At 49.5% G+C, this 18633-nt stretch carries 15 protein-coding genes and 1 pseudogene; all 16 read left to right on the top strand.

All coding sequences use genetic code 11. The features are described from left to right. Positions 1 to 2: 2 nt before the first annotated feature. The 16 genes and pseudogenes from VRC33_RS16090 to tssA all read left to right on the top strand — a co-directional run bounded on the left by VRC33_RS16090 (position 3) and on the right by tssA (position 18619). Positions 3 to 1586 carry a DUF2235 domain-containing protein gene (locus VRC33_RS16090; RefSeq protein ID WP_338557315.1) on the top strand — a complete coding sequence of 528 codons (1584 nt, stop codon included), beginning with the start codon at positions 3 to 5 and terminating at the stop codon, positions 1584 to 1586. Continuing rightward, complete coding sequence (locus VRC33_RS16085; protein WP_338557314.1) at positions 1583 to 2230, top strand: DUF2931 family protein; 648 nt, start codon at positions 1583 to 1585, stop codon at positions 2228 to 2230. Before VRC33_RS16090 ends, VRC33_RS16085 begins: the two co-directional genes overlap by 4 nt. Before the next feature lie 72 nt (positions 2231 to 2302). After that, positions 2303 to 2869 carry a tetratricopeptide repeat protein gene (locus tag VRC33_RS16080; RefSeq protein ID WP_338557313.1) on the top strand — a complete coding sequence of 189 codons (567 nt, stop codon included), beginning with the start codon at positions 2303 to 2305 and terminating at the stop codon, positions 2867 to 2869. 54 nt (positions 2870 to 2923) lie between these two features. Further along, positions 2924 to 3190, top strand: coding sequence for a PAAR domain-containing protein (locus VRC33_RS16075; RefSeq protein ID WP_338557312.1), 267 nt, complete (start codon positions 2924 to 2926; stop codon positions 3188 to 3190). Beyond that, positions 3191 to 4351: a hypothetical protein gene (locus VRC33_RS16070; protein WP_338557311.1), complete on the top strand. Its 1161-nt coding sequence runs from the start codon at positions 3191 to 3193 to the stop codon at positions 4349 to 4351. After that, positions 4338 to 5060, top strand: a pseudogene (locus VRC33_RS16065) (type VI secretion protein VasK); the annotation flags it as partial. The gene VRC33_RS16070 and the pseudogene VRC33_RS16065, both read left to right, overlap by 14 nt. Positions 5061 to 5110: 50 nt before the next feature. Continuing rightward, positions 5111 to 5674 (top strand): type IV secretion protein Rhs, encoded by a 564-nt coding sequence (locus VRC33_RS16060; RefSeq protein WP_338557310.1) that lies wholly within the window; start codon positions 5111 to 5113, stop codon positions 5672 to 5674. Further along, on the top strand, positions 5668 to 6135 hold the full coding sequence (locus tag VRC33_RS16055) for a putative T6SS immunity periplasmic lipoprotein (RefSeq protein WP_338576772.1): 468 nt from the start codon (positions 5668 to 5670) through the stop codon (positions 6133 to 6135). The genes VRC33_RS16060 and VRC33_RS16055 overlap by 7 nt, the downstream gene beginning before the upstream one ends. 309 nt (positions 6136 to 6444) lie before the next feature. Beyond that, positions 6445 to 8961 carry a type VI secretion system tip protein VgrG gene (gene vgrG / locus VRC33_RS16050; RefSeq protein WP_338557308.1) on the top strand — a complete coding sequence of 839 codons (2517 nt, stop codon included), beginning with the start codon at positions 6445 to 6447 and terminating at the stop codon, positions 8959 to 8961. A 16-nt stretch (positions 8962 to 8977) separates the two neighbouring features. Further along, entirely contained in the window at positions 8978 to 9601 is a 624-nt protein-coding gene (locus VRC33_RS16045; RefSeq protein ID WP_338557307.1) for a hypothetical protein, read from the top strand. A 188-nt stretch (positions 9602 to 9789) separates the two neighbouring features. Beyond that, positions 9790 to 11229: a hypothetical protein gene (locus VRC33_RS16040; protein ID WP_338564317.1), complete on the top strand. Its 1440-nt coding sequence runs from the start codon at positions 9790 to 9792 to the stop codon at positions 11227 to 11229. 19 nt (positions 11230 to 11248) lie between these two features. Then, positions 11249 to 12142 (top strand): SUMF1/EgtB/PvdO family nonheme iron enzyme, encoded by an 894-nt coding sequence (locus tag VRC33_RS16035; protein WP_338557306.1) that lies wholly within the window; start codon positions 11249 to 11251, stop codon positions 12140 to 12142. A gap of 54 nt (positions 12143 to 12196) precedes the next feature. Continuing rightward, complete coding sequence (locus VRC33_RS16030; RefSeq protein ID WP_338557305.1) at positions 12197 to 12463, top strand: PAAR domain-containing protein; 267 nt, start codon at positions 12197 to 12199, stop codon at positions 12461 to 12463. 3 nt (positions 12464 to 12466) lie between these two features. Further along, positions 12467 to 13621: a hypothetical protein gene (locus VRC33_RS16025; RefSeq protein ID WP_338557304.1), complete on the top strand. Its 1155-nt coding sequence runs from the start codon at positions 12467 to 12469 to the stop codon at positions 13619 to 13621. Continuing rightward, positions 13608 to 17024 carry an ImcF-related family protein gene (locus VRC33_RS16020; RefSeq protein WP_338557303.1) on the top strand — a complete coding sequence of 1139 codons (3417 nt, stop codon included), beginning with the start codon at positions 13608 to 13610 and terminating at the stop codon, positions 17022 to 17024. The genes VRC33_RS16025 and VRC33_RS16020 overlap by 14 nt, the downstream gene beginning before the upstream one ends. Beyond that, the gene (gene tssA / locus VRC33_RS16015) at positions 17024 to 18619 is read left to right on the top strand and encodes a type VI secretion system protein TssA (protein ID WP_338557302.1); all 1596 of its coding nucleotides are present in this window, start codon (positions 17024 to 17026) and stop codon (positions 18617 to 18619) included. The genes VRC33_RS16020 and tssA overlap by 1 nt, the downstream gene beginning before the upstream one ends. The last annotated feature ends 14 nt before the right edge of the window (positions 18620 to 18633 follow it).

The raw sequence follows: 18633 nt of genomic DNA, 5'->3' as shown, positions 1-18633 counted from the left end.
GCATGACCGACTATCACGCATGGGAAGCCAGTGACTGTGAACATTTCACTGATGTCAATATTTCCGAAAAAACTATTATCTGTAAACGCAAACCTGTTCCGGGGATAACTATCACCATTGGTATGTTTTTTGATGGTACAGGGAATAATGCGTTTAATACCCAGAACCGCCTTTTGGAATCCTGTACTCATCTTGATGTAGGAATGAAGACGGAAGACGCCGAAGCCTGTGCAAAAAAAATAGGGAAAAAACTTGATGATGCAGGAAGCTATATTGGATATTATTCTAACATCCACTGGCTCAATACACTTTATGTAACCAATGATCAAGTAATTGAGGGACAAACAGTTTATCAACGCGCAGCCTATGTACAGGGAATTGGTACCGATAAAGGTAATGGCGATAGCACGATAAGTATGGGGACGGGCGGCTGGTTTTACGGCGTCGTTGATAAATCTGATGAAGGCGTCGGTCTTATTGCTGAACAAATATCGCAATTCTTGGCTCTTAACCAGGGAATAAATTTTGCAATTGAGAAAATTCAGTTCGATGTTTTTGGATTTAGCCGTGGAGCGGCAGCAGCTCGCCACTTTGTTAACCGTGTAAGAAATAATGATAAAGCCATACAGCAGGCCATAACTAAAGGGCTTGGTGGACGAAATCAACATGGTAAACCTGCAGGTGCAACCCGCTTTCTTGGGTTATTTGATACGGTGTGTGCGGTAGGTACAGTAAGTAATTTATTTGATGTTCATAGTGGTGTGAACCCTGGTGTTGAGCTGGATCTCCCACTTGATATTGCACAGAAAGTCTTTCAGATAGCGGCAATGCATGAGTGCCGATACAACTTCAGCCTGAACAGTATCAAGGAATCCTGGCCGGAATTGCCTCTACCGGGAGCACATTCCGATATCGGCGGTGGCTATAATCCTAAGGAAAAGGAGTATCTTTTCCTGACCCAGCCCCAAAATGAAACTGTTAGTGAAAGTATTCCTTCTGAAGTGACCGACATCTACCGACGTTCAGCGGCGGAAATTCCTGACCTAAAGAGTCTGCCAGCGTTAAGTACGATAATTCCGAGCGGCGAAATAAAGACAGAGACCTGGTATGACTATCTGGTTAACGATGATAAAAAACGTGGTGGCATCACACAAAAACGTGTTGGGGCGGCAGTAACTATTGAGAGAGTGGTGACTAATGATTGGAGCAAAGTTAGTTTACGGGTAATGCTGGATGCGGCTCAGGAGGCTGGAGGGTTATTTAATGAGATTCTCCCCAAGGATGAGAATTTATCTTTACCGCCTGAGCTGGAATCTTTATGTCAAAAAGTAATTGACCAGGGAAAGGCGGTGAGAAGTGGTGGTGTGCCGGCGCCTTTTATCTCACCGGAATTACAGTTGATTGGCAAATATATTCACTGCTCCGCTCACTGGAATCCTGTGGTAGTTAAAGAGGTCTGGCTGGATGGGGATAAAGTGAAAACTATTTATGGGGCAGTCAAATCGTCTAATTTGCTTTGTTTTATCAATCGCCCAAACCCCGGTTGGATTCGTGCTGTCTGGAATATGCAAGGAGGAAAATCATGACAACAATCACCAGAATTATTTCACTTTTATTACTTGTGGGCTCTGTTAGTGCCCGTGCCAGTGAGCAACTAGACAGTTTCAAAACTCCCTGGGACAAATGGTACTTTGCTTTTACTACCCCCAAAGCTTTGCCTGCTCAGGTTACATTGTTAAAACTGTTGGATGTAGATGGTTATGGATCGATATATCGGACTATTGATCAGCCACAAGGCATAAGTGTAGGGCGATGGAGTGAACGGAACTCAGCAGGGAATACACAGTTTAATAAAGCTGACAGGTTGCCGCAAATAATGATATTTTGCTGGGACTCAATCATTGATAAAAAAATTTATCAGTCCACTTTATTCTTCACTCAAGATACGTGGAATAAAATGATTAGCCCTTACCCTGATGTCTTAGAACCTGGAAAAAATGCATACCGACAAACCATGCTGATAGGTCTAGCTCCTGAAGGGAAGGTAAAAATCTGGCTAAGACAATATGGTCATTCAGATATTCCATTAAATGATGCAAGAATAACGACAGTATCAGGGAAGGAACTGGATATGTGTAAAAATGAAACTAACTTTCCTAATGGATATGAATATAGTGAGGGGATGAAAAAGTTCATAAAAGATAAGAAATATCCTTATGGAACTTGGTGAGTCATTATATTTTAAAGTCGGCCGCCAGAAAATATCCAAATTTCTTGTGATTTTTCTGCAATAGAGGGTTTTATGAAATCACTGTTCTACTTATTTTTGCTGTCTATCTCTATCCCTGCTTTTTCTCAAAAAATCGTTATCGATCCTACGTCAACAACTAAAGCGGATGATGCAAACACAATAGCCAATATGTACCGTATGGGCATGGGGGTTCCGAAGGATATGAAAAAAGCATTTGAACTCTATCAGATCGCTGCTGAACTCGGAAACACGGATGCTCAGGTCGATTTAGGTGATATGTATTATTCCGGAAAAGAAACTGCGCAAAGCTACGAAAAGGCCAATTACTGGTATGAGAAGGCAGCGAATAAAAGCAATGCCAAGGCGCAAATGTATCTAGGCTATGCATATTTGTATGGTAAAGGAGTTACTGTCGATTACAGTAAAGCAAAATACTGGCTCGAGCTTGCGGTTAAACAAAGTGAGCCTTCGGCAATGAATCATTTGGCCACAATGTATTTTGACGGCAAAGGCGTACCTAAAGATGAAGTTAAAGCAAAGGCGCTATATCAAAAAAGCTGCTCCGAAGGTGAGCCTAATGCGTGTGAGAAGCTAAAGGAAATTGCACATAAAAAATAGTAACGCCATAGGAATATTTCTGTAAATATTTTTATATGAATTCAGGAAGGGATTATGTCTAAAGGTTTTGTATTGCTCGGTGATAAAACTACACATGGCGGTGAGGTCATATCTGCCTCATCCACAATGATAGTTAACGGCAAAAAAGTAGCATTGATTGGCGACGAAATTAATTGCCCGGTAGAAGGTCACGGGATCAATGCCATCATTGAGGGCTCATCTGAGTGGATCTCTGATGGTAAAGAAGTTGTCGTGGATGGTTGTCATTGTGAATGTGGTTGCCAGGTGATCTCCAGTGCACCGGATTGTTCAGTAGGATAAATGATGAGCTGGGAGCGACAGAAATCAACAATATCTGAAGAGCCGGAAGAGCCTTCATCCACTCTGTGGTTAATGCTGGGCGTCGTTTCTTTAGTCGTGAGCGTATTGCTGTTTGTCATTCACGCCAACAAGCTGGCGGGACCATTGCAGGAATTCAATATCTGGATCGTCGCAGCAGCTCCGCTTGTGGCCTGGTTTATTTTCCTCTGTTTAAGGGGTTGGTTGTACAACGAAGCGTGCGACAAACATCAGTTCGATTCAGACGAAGCGGACTATGCGCAGCAGAAATGGACGACCTGGGCCGGGCGACATATTGCGGTTCTTCACAGTGGTGTCATGTTACCGGATAGCCTGGCACCGGCTTTATTGCTGACAGCGCCTCCGGTCCTTGAACAGAATATCCGTCTGACAAAGCGCATCAGATTGCCTGCCGGTAAAGACCCTTTCTCGGTTTTGCTGACCGGGATGGGTAATGTTCTGGCAAAGTTACCTGCAGATCTTCCTTTTACTGTCACTCTGCTGACAGACACTGGTGAAGATCCTGCAACATTACAAACAACATTTGCAAAAGTCTGGCAGGCTAACATTTCGCTTCGCCCGGTTCCTGCTCTTATCTGTTGTGATTCAAAATCGTTTCTTTCTGTTGAAGAGCGAATCAAATTCCCGACCCTGAATGTTGAACTGCTGCTGGTTCATCAGATGCAGGGAGGAGAAATCTATAGCGATGCGCTCGCGGCCTTACTGCTGACATCTGATGATGTGGCGACAAAATACCAGTTAGGCCATCGTGCCCGGTTGCTTCGCCCAATGTTACTCGATCCGACACAAGAACTGCACACAGAGCTCGACACCTTTTTCTCCACCCAGTCACAGGCCAATACAACCGATGCCATTGTGGGAGACGCTATGGCATGGGGAAATCTGTTTTCCACTCTGTTGGCCAGCACCAAAGAATATAACGGCAACTGGAAACCGGAGCAGTGCCACTGGCTGGAAAAATATGCGGGACTGAGCGGGCCTTTTTCACCGTGGATAATGGCGGCTGTCGTTAGCGACATCGTTGCGCTGACGCAGTCAGATTGCCTGATGCTTTCTGAAGACAACGATCATCGATTTATTAATACCATAACAACAGGGGATCCGGTTAATGGCCAAGGATAGTTCAAGGTGGCGTGGTAACTGGGGACGCCTCAGTATCACCGGACTGATTGCTGCTGCAGTTGCATTGGCCATCTGGAAAAAGGGTGATGCCATCGGGCTGGATAGCAAAGGACTGAAGGTGCTGGGGTTTGTGGTGGCAATGATTTTGTTGCTGCTTTTCCGCCACGGCAAAGCCATAGGACTTGCGATTAATCAACGCTGGTCACGTTTTAAGGCACAGCGAAAAAATGAACTGCCGAATGACGAAGGGCGCCTCAAACAGACCGCCCCCCGCAATGTCACAGTCACCTCTATTCGTGAAGCTATGCGTAATCTGTACGGTCGCCGCTGGGGCCGCAATGTCCGTATCCTGCTGGTCACCGGGACGGTTGCGGAGGTTGAACAACTGACCCCTGGCCTGACCGGGCAGTTCTGGCAGGAAGACCAGGGAACGTTGTTGTTGTGGGGCGGCGACCTTAATTCGCCCACAGACAATGCCTGGCTAACGGCGCTGCGCAAACTGCGCCGCCGTCCGGTAGATGGTCCGGTGTGGGTGACCTCCGCTTTCGATCGGTTATCTGTTCCCTGGCAGGAGCAGCCGCTGCCGTCTGAAAGCACCACGGATCCCCTGTCTCATGCCATCAGCACTCGTATGAACACGCTGGATTGGAAACTCCCTCTGTATGTCTGGTCCCTGCATCCGTGTGCCTGTAAGCCGGAAGGTCGCATCGCTGACGCTCGGCTGGGATGATGAAGAAGAAATTGTGAGAGAATTTACTTATGGTTAAGAAAAACACGGATAAGGCGGATAAGTACAACGTAAAAGAAGGTGGCCTCCGATTGCTCACTGCAGGCGAAATACAGCTGGCACAGTCAGTTTTTGCTTCGACCATTGAATATTCCAAAGTCTGGATCCACAGAGACAGCTACCTGCCGTTTAATCTACAGTATGAAGATACGGCGATGACGCCAAATGGTGAGCTTTATTTTCGTAATACTTACCGTGATGATTTTTCGCAGTCGACAGATAACTTCCAGTATCTGTTCATTCATGAAATGAGCCACGTTTGGCAACGGGAAAGAGGAATGAATGTTATTGGGAGAGGGCTTGTTAGCTGGCTTGTTAGCTATCGCTATACGCTTGATGGTCGTCTGCTGCATGAATATCAGATGGAACAGCAGGCGCAAATTATTGCCGATAATTTTGTTTTACAGACATTTGGTTATGAAATCTGGTGCCACCTTGAAAATAAAAAATATCCCGACATTACACTTGATGGTGACACTTCTGAGGCAGTAATACGGGAGGGGTATAAAAATTCTCTGAGAGGTTTCCCATGGTGAGCGTGAACCATTTTCGAAAAATTTTCTTTATCATTCCATTAGGCATTTCATCGTTGGTCCTGACAGGCTGCCCGGGGCCTGGCGACAGAATAAACTTGGATGAAACTGCGCAGGTCAACAGGAAAGGTAATGATATTTGTATGAGTATTAATGATGCGCAAGATTATCAGCCTGTAGACATGGGTATTAATCTTCGGGGAACGCCACCTAAAGAGAAAAAATTCAACTTCTCGCCGGGTCTTAAGATTGTTGATGGCGCATTGTGTATTCCTTCTTCTTACTACCATTTCATGGATGGTAATAAATATATTGTTGAATTCGTACTTCATTCAGCCACCAACAATAACGCCCCCCGGAGTTTTGTTTCCGGAATAGGTGTTGATAATAATCAGGTGTATAACTTCCCTTTGACTGATCGCGAAATGTCAAGGCCTTATGGTTCAATTGAGATTTCTGAATAGCATCCCGGTATAAAGTATTGGGGTTTTTATCTTTATATTTTTAGTTATAGCGGGAGTGCTGTTTCTTCCTGATGCTTATTTTTACAGATTTGTTAATCGCTTTATCTACATTAGCGGCGATAGTGAATACGGCATGAGCAATTTTAAATAACCCTATTGCTGAATTGCTGATTAAAACTCTTGTCTGTGCCCCCGTTGCTGGAGCTGTAATCACTCTTTTTCGTACTTGCTGAGTACCCTGATTAAGCCTGTTATTTGCCCGTCGGCAAGAAAGTCATGGACAGCAGGTCATCCCATGGAGTCAATATCATGAGTCTGACCGATACGCTTAAAAATACATTGTCTGCGCTAACTGAAGGCGGGTTGAACCGCTATCGTCTGGATATTCCGTCCTGTACGGCATCGCTGGATGTGGAAGAATTCAGCGGTCAAGAGTTTATGAGCGAGCTGTACCACTACACTGTGTTGTTCACCAGTGGTGACAGAAACATTGATGCTACACAGCTGCTGAGCAAACCCGCCACCTTTACCATGGGAACCGGCCCGTTGATGGGCCTGACCGGGCAGAAAGTGGTACATGGTGTGGTGACGCATTTTAAGCGTATCAGCGGCTCGAATGACCAGGCGACATACCAGATTATTATCGAACCGTTTCTGTCTCTGCTGCGCAAGCAATTCCGCACCCACCGCTTTTTTGTCAATAAGTCGGTGCCGGAAGTCGTGACTGAGGTCCTTCAGGACCATGGTCTGAAAGGCTGGGAATATGAGTTCACTCTTAAGGCTGATTATCCGAAACGTGAACAAATTAACCAGTATCAGGAAAGTGATCTGGCATTTATTGAACGTCTGCTCTCTGAAGTGGGGATATTTTATTTCTTCACCCTGCAGCCTGACACCCAGACTGAAGTGGTGCACTTCGCGGACAAGCAGAGTGCCTGGACATTCGGTAAAACCCTGCCACTCAACAGCCCGTCGGGCATGAGTGATAATGCAGCGGACTCGGTGTGGGGGGTTAACGTCCGACAAAACGTGGTTGAGCGCTCTGTCATCGCCAGTGATTACAATCACCGCGAAGCGCAAAACATCCTGACCTCGGTACCGGCGGATATGACCCGGGGCGACGGAGAGGGGACGACGTACGGTGATGTGTATCACTACCGCCCGCGGCACCTTGAGCGTGGTGACAAAATTACACCGTCAGCAGAAACCGGGAACTTCTGGGCGCGCCTTGAGCATGAACGTTTTCTGTCCGGACAGACGACTATCAGTGGCAGCAGTAATGATGCCCTGCTTTCTCCGGCACAGGTGCTGACCATAAGTGAACTGGCTGTACCGCCGACCCTGCCGTCAGAAACAGAAAACGGCGTTATCATTACCCGCACGGGCTATATCGCCAGCCGCAGGAATGCCCTGGTCGTGATGTGGGAGGCAATGCCTTATTACGAAAATCGCTGCTGGCGCCCGGCGGCTAAAAAGCGTCCGGTGGTCAGCGGCACGCTGATGGCCCGCGTCACCAGCGCCAAAGACAACGATATCTACGCCTGGCAGGATGCATCCGGCCAGTATCGGGTCAAGTTTGATGCTGACCGGGACGACAAGCGTCAGGGCATGGAAAGTATGCCGGTACGCTTTGCCAAACCTTACGGGGGAGACAAATACGGCTTCCACTTTCCACTGATACAGGGTACTGAAGTCGCCATTGCGTTCCACGAAGGGGATCCGGACCGCCCGTATATAGCCCACGCGCTGCATGACTCCCGCCACGTTGACCACGTTACCGAACTGAACAGCACTCGCAATGTGATGCGCACAGCAGGTCTGAACAAACTGCGGATGGAAGACAAGCGCGGCGAGGAGCACGTTAAGCTCAGTACGGAGTACGGAGGCAAGACGCAGCTTAATTTAGGACACAATGTCAATGCTTCCAGGGCACTTCGTGGTGAAGGTGCGGAACTGCGTACTGATCGACACGTTTCCATTCGCGGTGGGGCCGGTGTATTTATCACAGCAGATAAGCAAACGCTCGCCGGGGACAAGATGCTCTCGATGAAAGAGGCTATTGCCCAGCTGGAAAATGCTCTGACGATAGCAAAAAGTTTGTCATCTGCTGCTGAAGGGGCTGATGCCCTACCAGCAGATACTGCAAGCCAGCAGACGCTTAACGCAGCTCTCAAAGAGCTTGCTAAACCAGGGATCATATTGAATGCACCTGAAGGCGTGAGCATCACCAGCCCACAGGCGGTTCGCATGGCGTCGGGTAGTGCCAGCGTAGGGATCATGTCCCAGCAAAATACTGATATCAGCGCGCTTAAGCGTTTTACTGTGGCTGCGGGTGAAGCTGTGAGTGTGCTGGCCCGAAAGGCCGGAATGAAACTTTTTGCCGCTAAGGGAAAAGTTGAAATTCAGGCACAGGATGATGCGCTTGAGGCTATTGCGAAAAAAGACGTCACGGTGACCAGTGTGGAAGGCAAAGTAGTCATCACGGGTGCAACAGAGCTGGTTGTTAACTGTGACGGTGCATTTATGAAGCTGGCAGGTGGAAATATGGAGCTTGGGGCCCCGGGAAATATTTTACTGAAGTGTGCCAACGTTCAGAAAATGGGAAGTGCGGACTATGACGCACCTAAACCGAAACTTCCGCAAGGGTATAGTGAGAACTTTATTGCACAGGATAAGGAGTCTGGCGATATCCTGGCTAACACGCGATACCGGATAACTACTGCTGATGGTTCTGTTTATGAAGGACGCACTGACAGTGAAGGTAAGACAGCAGAAATATTCGGTGCGGCAAAAAGCAAAATCAATATTGAACTGCTCGGTGGTTAATTCAGGGAGTTAGATAATGACTAAAGGTACACAGCAAAGTAGTCTGGATAATGTGAGTAAAAACACTGTCGTCAACGGAGAGCATGGCCCTCAGGTTTATTTTCACCCGGGCAGTGCAACGTTACTTTGCGTTGATGCAAAAGATAACCGTTTACTCATACAGGAACAGCTGAAAATGACAGCGTTACTGGAAAATCAGAAGAAAGCGCAGATTGCTCTGGATGAACTCAATTTCGAAATGTTGACTCAGGCAGGTAAGCAACCACAACGTGTTTATGACAGCAAACTTCAGAGTACCTATCAACAACTCAATGATGCTAATAAACAATTAAAGGCAGAACTTAAAACACTTACTGCAAAGATTCCCGAGGGGGAACTGCTTGATGAGAACTCCAAGGGCTCCGCGATAGGCCTTATGGAGTTGATTCCTCTCCAGAAGACTGCCGGGTTTAAGAGTACTTATGTCCGCTCCGACAAAATTCGCAGCCACTGGCGGAAGTACAAACTTAGTGAGGTAGATAAGGAAAGCGGTGAGGCCAGCTTCATTAAATATACAGATAAAGAAGTTACGGATGTTGATGCTAATGGGAATGAAACGAAAAAAAAGTTCGATCGGGAAAGGTTGATGCCGAAGAGTTAATAAAACAATTAAAAGAAGCGTCAGCCAGCCTTAAGTTTGAAGATGAATTATTAGAAGACAGTAATGTTGTTCTTACTGACTGGGCGAAAAAAATGAATAAAGGGCTTACCTGGCCCAAAGAAAATGATAAGCCTGACGATGAGTCTACTTATCATCAGTACGTCGACATCAGCGCACAGGCACAGCTGATGCGCTATAGCCAGGGGGCCGGGCTGTCTGCTGAATTTAACCCTTTAGAAAAGAAAGCCTCCGCGAAGATGGAAGGCCACTCAAGTTTTGCACTGGGTGAGGCGAAAGCATCGACTGAACTATTTATTCCCGATCGACTTGGTATTGCATTGTTGTTTCCTGCCAAAGCATCTGCGGGGTTAGCGGGTGATGTCTGTAACATGGGTGCTATCCGCTACACGATAAATGCGGTGTTATCCGGTAATGTCGGGGCAAGCCTGGGGATTGAGCTGGGTGTGGAAGCTGATTTTAGTGGAGAAATGGCAAAGGGCTATGGGATTAAGGGAAGGCCTGCGAAACTTGCACCTCCGCCACCTCCAGGTCAGAGGAAGATTAATTTGACGATTCCGCTGCCGGATGTCCGGGCTGGTGGAGAAATTGGCGCTTTTGCTGGCGTTCAGGCGGGTGGCAATGTCAGCGGTGCTATTGAATGGTTTGATCCGCATCCTGATGACGACAAGCAAATTGCCCACGATAGTAACAAGAAAATTGTTGCTAAAGAGAAAAAATTCACAGCGATTGCCAAACTGTCTCTTGGTGTAACTGCTCAGGCTGGGGCTGGCGGATCCGCAGTTTTTTACGTGACGTATATTAACAGTCGCTTCAGAATTTATTGTAAGGCAGCACTTTGCTGGGGTGTTGGTGCCAAGGGGTCTTTAGGCTTTGAAGTTGACGGTAATTCATTTTCTGCATTTATGAAGAGTTTTATGTATATGCTCAGAAATGTGGACTATCAGAAGCTTGAACAAATGATGGCTGGAGACTCTTTTCGTTCTTTGTGTGCGATACCTTTGATCATGGCTGCTCAAGGTGTACAGGCCGTAGATGCGATGTATGCCGAAACGCTTGATGTATTAAATGCACTTAAACAAGAACTTCTGAATGAAAATTCACGAGTAAAATTAATGAATAGTATTTTGAGCAATCCTGATCAACTCAAATATACACCTCCTGAAACAAAAGGGGCATTAATTGCAATGCTTATTGATAATACTTGGGTTGATTGGGCAGATCCAAGAAATCAAAATAATGATTTTTTCTCGATAAATAGCTGGAAGATTGGCCCTTTAAAAAAGCGAAAACAAGCTGTATTTATGGCAATGAAGTGGATACAAAGCCAGGCTGATTATCGAAATGTGATGCAGCATTTAAGTTCATTACCTGGTGGCAAGAAAGGAAATGAACAGCTTAATGAACAGAGAGTCATTAAGTTTCTTTCTTTAGGTGAGCATGAGTTTCCCTTTTTTACCAATTATGGGGAAAAACTTACATTGTTGCATGATAACTTACCCCTCTCTGTCGATCCTGATGATCCCTTTGTCTCAATATCTGACCATCAAATGGCTCAGTACCTCGCTATGGTTGATGAGCAACACCCAACAAACACAATGACGGCTTGATTAATAATTGAGTGTTAAAATGAATAAAATATTTATTATTATCTCCACCGCTCCATTCTTACTGATAGGTTGTGACCAGAAAATTTCATCCGCGAATGAACAGCTTGCAAAAACTCTTGTTGATGAGTCCATATCAAATATGGTTCCTGTGCAAGGTGGGGAATTCTTAATGGGGGATTTTGGCCCATTGGTAGGTGAGAAACTTCCATTTAGCATTAACCAAGATGATAAAAAATTACATAAGGTTGTTTTAGGTGACTTTTCAATTTCAAAATTCAAGGTCACGAATGCTAATTATCTTGTCTATTTGAATGCGACTGGGAAAGAAAAACCACCAGTTAACATTTTTGTTAAGGATTATCCCTCTTTAGCTGGAGGTGATTATTCTGCCAGTGTCACTTGGCAACAGGCCAAAGATTATTGCCAATGGTTAGGCCATACGTCAGGTAAGAATATTGATTTACCTACGGAAGCTCAATGGGAGTATGCCGCGAGATCTCGAGGCCAATATCTGCCGTTTGCAACCAATAATGGTAAGTTTGAGAAAGGTAAAAATATACCAAGCGATGATGAGCTAGATAAGTTTACTGATGGGTTTGGTTTTCCATTTTACCCCATAGGTAAATTTCCACCAAATCCTCTTGGTCTTTATGATATGGGGCTAAGTGGCTCAGAGTGGACTAATGATTGGTATTCGGCTGATTACTATGAACATTCTTCTGAGAAGGATCCGCAAGGACCGGAGACTGGGACAAAAAAAGTGCTGAGAGGAGCTGTTGGAAGTAACCCCCAATATTCATTAACTATGTTCAGACAATCGAAATTACCCATTCCAAAAATCAATGCTAATGATGATTATGAAAAATACGGTGTGGGTCCGCAGTATGTTTTTCGTTGTGTTATGAACAAGTAATATATTTTGGTTGTTGCACCGTATATCAAAAAATATTTTTAACGAGAACAGTATATGTCTAAAGGATTCGTATTGCTCGGTGATAAAACTACACATGGGGGACAGGTGCTTTCTGCATCCTCGACCATGATTGTTAATGGCAAAAAGGTTGCTCTGATCGGAGATAAAGTTAGCTGTCCGAAAGAAGGTCATGGTGTTAATGCCATTATTGAAGGTTCGCCTGAATGGTCCTCAGACGGTAAAGTGATTGCTGTGGATGGTTGCCGCTGTGAATGTGGTTGTCAGCTGATATCCAGCGCACCGGATTGTGTAATAGGATAATTAATGAGCTGGGAGCGTGAGAAATCAACGGTATCCAAGAAGCCTGAAGAGCCTTCTTTTGTTCTTTGGCTTATGTTGGGAGTTGTCGCAGTTGTAGGGAGTGTGGTGCTGTTCGTCCTGCATGCTAATAAGCTTTCAGGGCCTTTACAGGCATTTAATATTTGGGTCGTCACAGCAAGCCCCATAGTTATCTGGTTTTTCTTCCTGTGCCTGCGGGGTTGGCTCTTCAATAGTGCATTTGATAAGCACGAGTTCGAGGCTAATGAGGCTGATTACGCCCAGCAACAATGGACTGAATGGGCCGGCAGAAACATTGCAGTGCTCCATAGCAGTGTCATTTTTCCGGAAGCCCTGACGCCATTTCGTTTTTTGCAGGCCTCAACTGAGCAGATGCAGCGCACAACATTGACGCAGTATTTTGATCACTCAACTCCAGAAAACTGTTTTTCACAACTACTTGAATGTGTCAGTGATGCCCTGGTCTGGGTTCCATCAGACTTACCCCTTAGTGCCACTTTGCTGACGGATTGGCAGGAAGATCCTCTGATACTTCAGGACGAATTTGCAAAGGTCTGGCAGGACACTGTTCCTTTTCGGCCAGTCCCTGTTTTGAATATACAGACCGCGAAGAACTTTATCTGGCTGGAAGAACGAATCAAATCGCCAACGCTGGATGTGGGTTTTATTCTGGTGCATCAGACCCAAGGGAAAGGGTGTTATAGCGACGCTCTGGCCTCTTTGTTGCTGACATCAGATGATGTCGCCACAAAATATCAACTTACACATGATGCCTGCCTGCTACGGCCAATGTCGTTAGATATGGGTGATATCAATAAATCACTGGATACGTTTTTCTCAACGCAAACTCAGGCCTGTTCCACAGAAAATATCATAGGCGATCAGGCTGCCTGGGGCGATTCATTTGCTGACCTGCTTGAAGCAGCTGCCGTATACACAGGGCACTGGAAACCTGAACAGCTCCACTGGCTGGAAAAATATGCCGGGCTCAGTGGCCCCTTCTCTCCATGGATAATGGCCGCAGTAGCCAGCGATATCGTGAATATACAAAAAGCAGACTGTCTGATGCTTTCTACAGATGGCGAGCAGAAATTTATTAATACAGTGCAAACAGGGAACAGAAATAATGACAACAGGTAATTTGTCATGGCGTGGAAGGTGGGGGCGGCTGGGGTTCTCTGCCCTCATAGCAGGGGGGATTGCCTGGTTAATCTGGCATTTTGGCGATCAGATTGGGCTGCACACTACGCTCACGAAAAGCCTGGCGTTTGCCGGTGCTTTATTCCTGTTACTGATGTTTCGTCATGGCAAAACAATTAGCCTTGCCATCAGGCAGGGCTGGCATCGTTTCCAGTCCAGGAGAACGAATGTCCTGCCTGCCGATGAAGGCCGCGTCAAACAGACCGCCCCCCGCAATGTCACCGTCACCTCTATTCGTGAAGCGATGCGTAATCTGTACGGTCGCCGCTGGGGCCGCAATGTCCGTATCCTGCTGGTCACCGGGACGGTTGCGGAGGTTGAACAACTGACCCCTGGCCTGACCGGGCAGTTCTGGCAGGAAGACCAGGGAACGTTGTTGTTGTGGGGCGGCGACCTTAATTCGACCACAGACAATGCCTGGCTAACGGCGCTGCGCAAACTGCGCCGCCGTCCCGTGGACGGTATGGTTTGGGTGACCTCAGCCTTCGACCAGCTTTCTGCTCCGGGTTTGTCTGAGCCGCTGCCTGTTCCATCTTCCAGCACAATGGACGCACTCGCGCATGCCATCAGCGGCCGTATGTCGTCGCTGGGCTGGAAACTGCCACTCTACGTCTGGTCCCTGCACCTTCGTGCCGGTAAACCGGAAGCTCGCGCTGTCCGGGCAACAGGCTGTCTGCTGCCGGCAAAATGCCGTGCTGAACAGCTGACAGAACAGCTGGCAGCCCTGACGCCTTCGCTGATCACACAGGGGGTACTGCAAACCTGTGATGACATAAAACACAATTTTCTGCTGGCCCTGGCTGACCAGCTTATCCGTGAGCCGCAAAGCGTGGCAGAGCCGCTGTCGGTGATGCTCAATCCCTACCGCCCGCTGCCGCTGGCGGGCGTGGTGTTCAGCCAGCCATCGGCGGGTACGGAGCGCAGCGTTCAGCATCACTGGGGCATGGACCGGCGCTGGGAGGTGTTACCCGATTCTGTACGCTCCCTGCCTGCGGCACTGCGCCCGCATAAACCGGGCCTTCCGTGGGGCAAAATGTTCGCCTCCGTTGCCGCACTGCTGATGGTGGCGTGGGCGGTCTGGATGGGAGTGGCGTATGTCACTAACCGCAGCCAGATTGACAGTGCCAATGCGCAGGCCCGACTTGCCACCCGGCAAAACCAGCCACTGGCTGCACGCCTGCATGCGTTGTCAGAACTGCAGAAAACCCTGGCCCGTCTGCAGTACCGCTCTGAACATGGTGTGCCGTGGTATGAGCGCGCCGGGCTGAGCCAGAATAACGCCCTGCTGGTGGCTCTCTGGCCTCGTTACCAGGACAGTGCATTGCCTCTGCTGCGTGATGCGGCAGCCGGTCATTTACAGCGCCAACTGAATACCTTTAATGCCCTGCCGCCGGGTAGCCCGCTGCGTGAACAGATGGCCAAAGCCACCTATGGCCAGCTGAAGCTCTACCTGATGCTGGCCCGTCCCGGGCATATGGACGCGGCCTGGTTCAGTACCGCACTGATAAAGGACTGGTCGAAACGTGACGGGATTAAAGACGCTGAGTGGCAGGGTATAGCCCCGTCACTGCTTGATTTTTATGCCGCCAGCCTGACCACTCATCCGCAGTGGTGTCTGCCAGACGATGAGAATATGGTCAGCCAGTCCCGCTCACTGCTGGTCCGACTGATGGGGATGCGCAACAGTGAATCCACTCTGTACCAGAAGATGCTCTCTCAGGTGGCCCATCTGTATGTCGATATGCGCCTGGAAGACATGACCGGGGATACCGATGCTTCCCGCCTGTTCACCACCACCGAAATCGTGCCGGGGATGTTCACCCGCCAGGCCTGGGAACAGTCGATACAGCCCGCGATTGAGAAAGTGGTGAAAGAGCGTCGCGATGAGCTCGACTGGGTGCTGACGGACAGCAAGCGTCAGACGCAGCCACAGGATGACACCTCACCGGAAGCGCTGAAAAAGCGGCTGACGGAGCGTTACTTCGCTGACTTTGGTGGGGCGTGGCTGGAATTTCTCAACAGTCTGCGCTGGAATCGTGCAGCTACCCTGTCCGATTCCATTGACCAGTTGACCTTGATGGCCGATGTGCGCCAGTCGCCCCTGGTGGCGCTGATGAATACGCTTAACGTGCAGGGGCGTACCGGCCAGACTGGCGAGGCAATCTCTGACTCTCTGGTGAAATCGGCGAAAAATCTGCTCGGTGGTGACAACAAAGATGCCATTGACCAGAGTGCCGGCGTTCACGGTCCGCTGGATGCGACCTTTGGTCCGGTGCTGGCACTGATGCACATAAACCGTACCGGGACACAGGCCCAGAGCCTGCAGTCATATCTGACCCGGGTGACCCAGGTCCGTCTGCGTCTGCAGCAGGTGACCAACGCCGCCGACCCGCAGGCGATGACCCAGACCATCGCCCAGACGGTATTCCAGGGCAAAGCCGTGGACCTGACAGAAACCCGCGATTACGGCAGCCTGATGGCCGCCGGCCTTGGTCAGGAGTGGAGTGGTTTTGGCCGGACGGTGTTTGTTCAGCCGATGGAACAGGCCTGGCAACAGGTGCTGACACCGGCAGCCGAGAGCTTCAATACCCAGTGGCAACAGGCCGTGGTTGCTGAGTGGAACTCCGCCTTTGGCGGTCGTTATCCGTTTAACAACTCCAACAGTGATGTGTCCCTGCCGTTGCTTGCCAAATACCTTAATGCCGATTCCGGGCGTATTTCGCAGTTCCTGCAGACCCGCCTGAAAGGGGTTCTGCACAAGGAAGGCAATCACTGGGTGCCGGACAGCATTAACTCACAGGGACTGGTTTTTAACCCGGCGTTCCTCAATGCCATCAATAGTCTGAGCCTCATTTCGGATGTGGCCTTTACCGAAGGCAATGCGGGCATCAGCTTCGAGCTGCGTCCGGGTACCGCCGACGGCGTGATGCAGACCGACATGATTATCGATAGCCAGAAGCTGACCTACGTCAACCAGCTACCGGCATGGAAACGCTTCACCTGGCCTGCCGATACCGAAGCCCCGGGTGCGAACCTGAGCTGGATAAGCACCCAGGCCGGCACCCGTCAGTATGCGGATATTCCGGGTAGCTGGGGTCTGATACGCCTGCTCGATAAAGCTACGGTGAAAGCCTATCCGGGCGTGGGCAGCAGCTACAGCCTGAGCTGGAAGGCACAGGATGGTCGTGCACTGAACTATACCCTGCGTACCGAAGCGGGAGAGGGGCCTCTTGTGCTGCTGAAGCTGCGTAATTTCCGGCTACCGGAAACCATCTTCAGTACCAGCGTTGCGTCTTCTGACCTGACCTCAGCCGACAATGCAGACACTGCGGAGGTGTATTGATGAGTACGCTTGATGCCTTACTCAACACCTGTCAGGTCGAAAGAGAAACGCTCTCTGCTTCCACCCGTACACGCGTAGCGCTTTGGGATAGCTGGTTACAGCCCGTCTCAGCAGACGCGCCGGCAGGTGATGACCCGGGCTATGATGATGACTTCCAGCAGATGCGCGAAGAGGTCAACAAACTCTCCGGAGCAGACACCGGGCTTATCTGCCATCTGGCGGAGAAGTTGCTGACCACTACCGCCAAAGATATCCGTACGGTGACGTACTACTGCTGGGCAAAGTTGCACCGCGAGGGTGAGCAGGGGCTGGCAGAAGGCCTTGAATTGCTGGCTGGTCTGCTTGAACGTTTCGGTTCGCAGCTGCATCCACAGCGTGACCGCAGCCGCAAGGCGGCGCTGGAGTGGCTGGCTGGTTCGCGCATGACCGATTCACTCTCACTGTATCCGGAAGTGGTCAGGGAAGACGCGATGCGTACCGCCGGGGCGCTGCTGCTGATAGCCGGGCTTACCGAAAACGAGCCGGATGAAACCCGTCCAGAGCTGAACGCGCTGTATGGCGCTTTGGAAAGCCGTCTGCAGAAAGCGGGTGGTGTGGATGCAGTCGTTCCGCAGAACGCAAGTACCAGCGAAATACCTTCGACTGCCAGTCACAACGATGCCCCGGTTATCGGACGCATCACCTCCGGTCAGGATTTGCTGACCCAGGCCCGCATTCTGGCCGATTATCTGCGTGAGCAGCCAGGAGGCTGGCTGCCCGCTCATCATTTGATGAAAAGCCTGCGTCACGACACTTTGCGGGCCATCCCGGGCCCGGATGCGCAGGGCCGTACCCGCATCGAACCGCCAAGGGCAGATCAGCGTGCGTTACTCAAACGCCTCTACCTGCAGCAGAACTGGACTGAGATGCGGGAAACGGCAGACAGCACCTTCTCCCGCGGTGCCAATCACCTGTGGCTGGATTTGCAGTGGTACATCCACCAGTCCCTTGTAAAATCCGGGCAGGACGCACTGGCCGACATTATTGCCGCCGACCTGAAAGGACTGCTGACGCGTCTGTCCGGCCTCGAAACCCTGGCGTTCAGCGACGGGACCCCCTTTGCAGATGAAGTAACCCTGAACTGGATCCGACAGCATGTTCTGGACACGGCCAATGGGTGGGGCGATAAAACACCTGCAGCACAAATGGCAGGACAGGATGATGACATTCTCACACTTGAGCCGGAAGCGGTCGCGCTGGCGGATAGCGAAGGCCCGGATGTCGCACTGAACTGGTTACAGAGTCGTTCCGATGTCACGACGACGCGTCAGCGATGGCTGCTGCGTCTGCTGATGGGGCGGATTGCAGAGCAGTACGGAAAAAATGAGCTGGCGGTGCATCTGTTTGCAGAGCTGGGCGAACGGGCCAGCAGCGTTACGCTGAACGACTGGGAGCCGGAACTGTTGTTTGAAGTCAGGGCCCGCCATCTGAAATTGCTCAGAGTCAAAGCCGGGCGCAGCGAGGCTGATAAAGCACGCCTCAGCCCGCTAATGGACCAGCTGCTGGCCGGGCTGATAGGCCTTAACCCGGCCCGTGCTGCCGTGTTGTGCGGCTGATATTCACAGGAAGA

This window comes from Erwinia sp. E_sp_B01_1 (assembly GCF_036865545.1).
Classification (GTDB): Bacteria; Pseudomonadota; Gammaproteobacteria; order Enterobacterales; family Enterobacteriaceae; genus Erwinia.
This window is presented reverse-complemented; position numbering and strand designations above follow the sequence as displayed.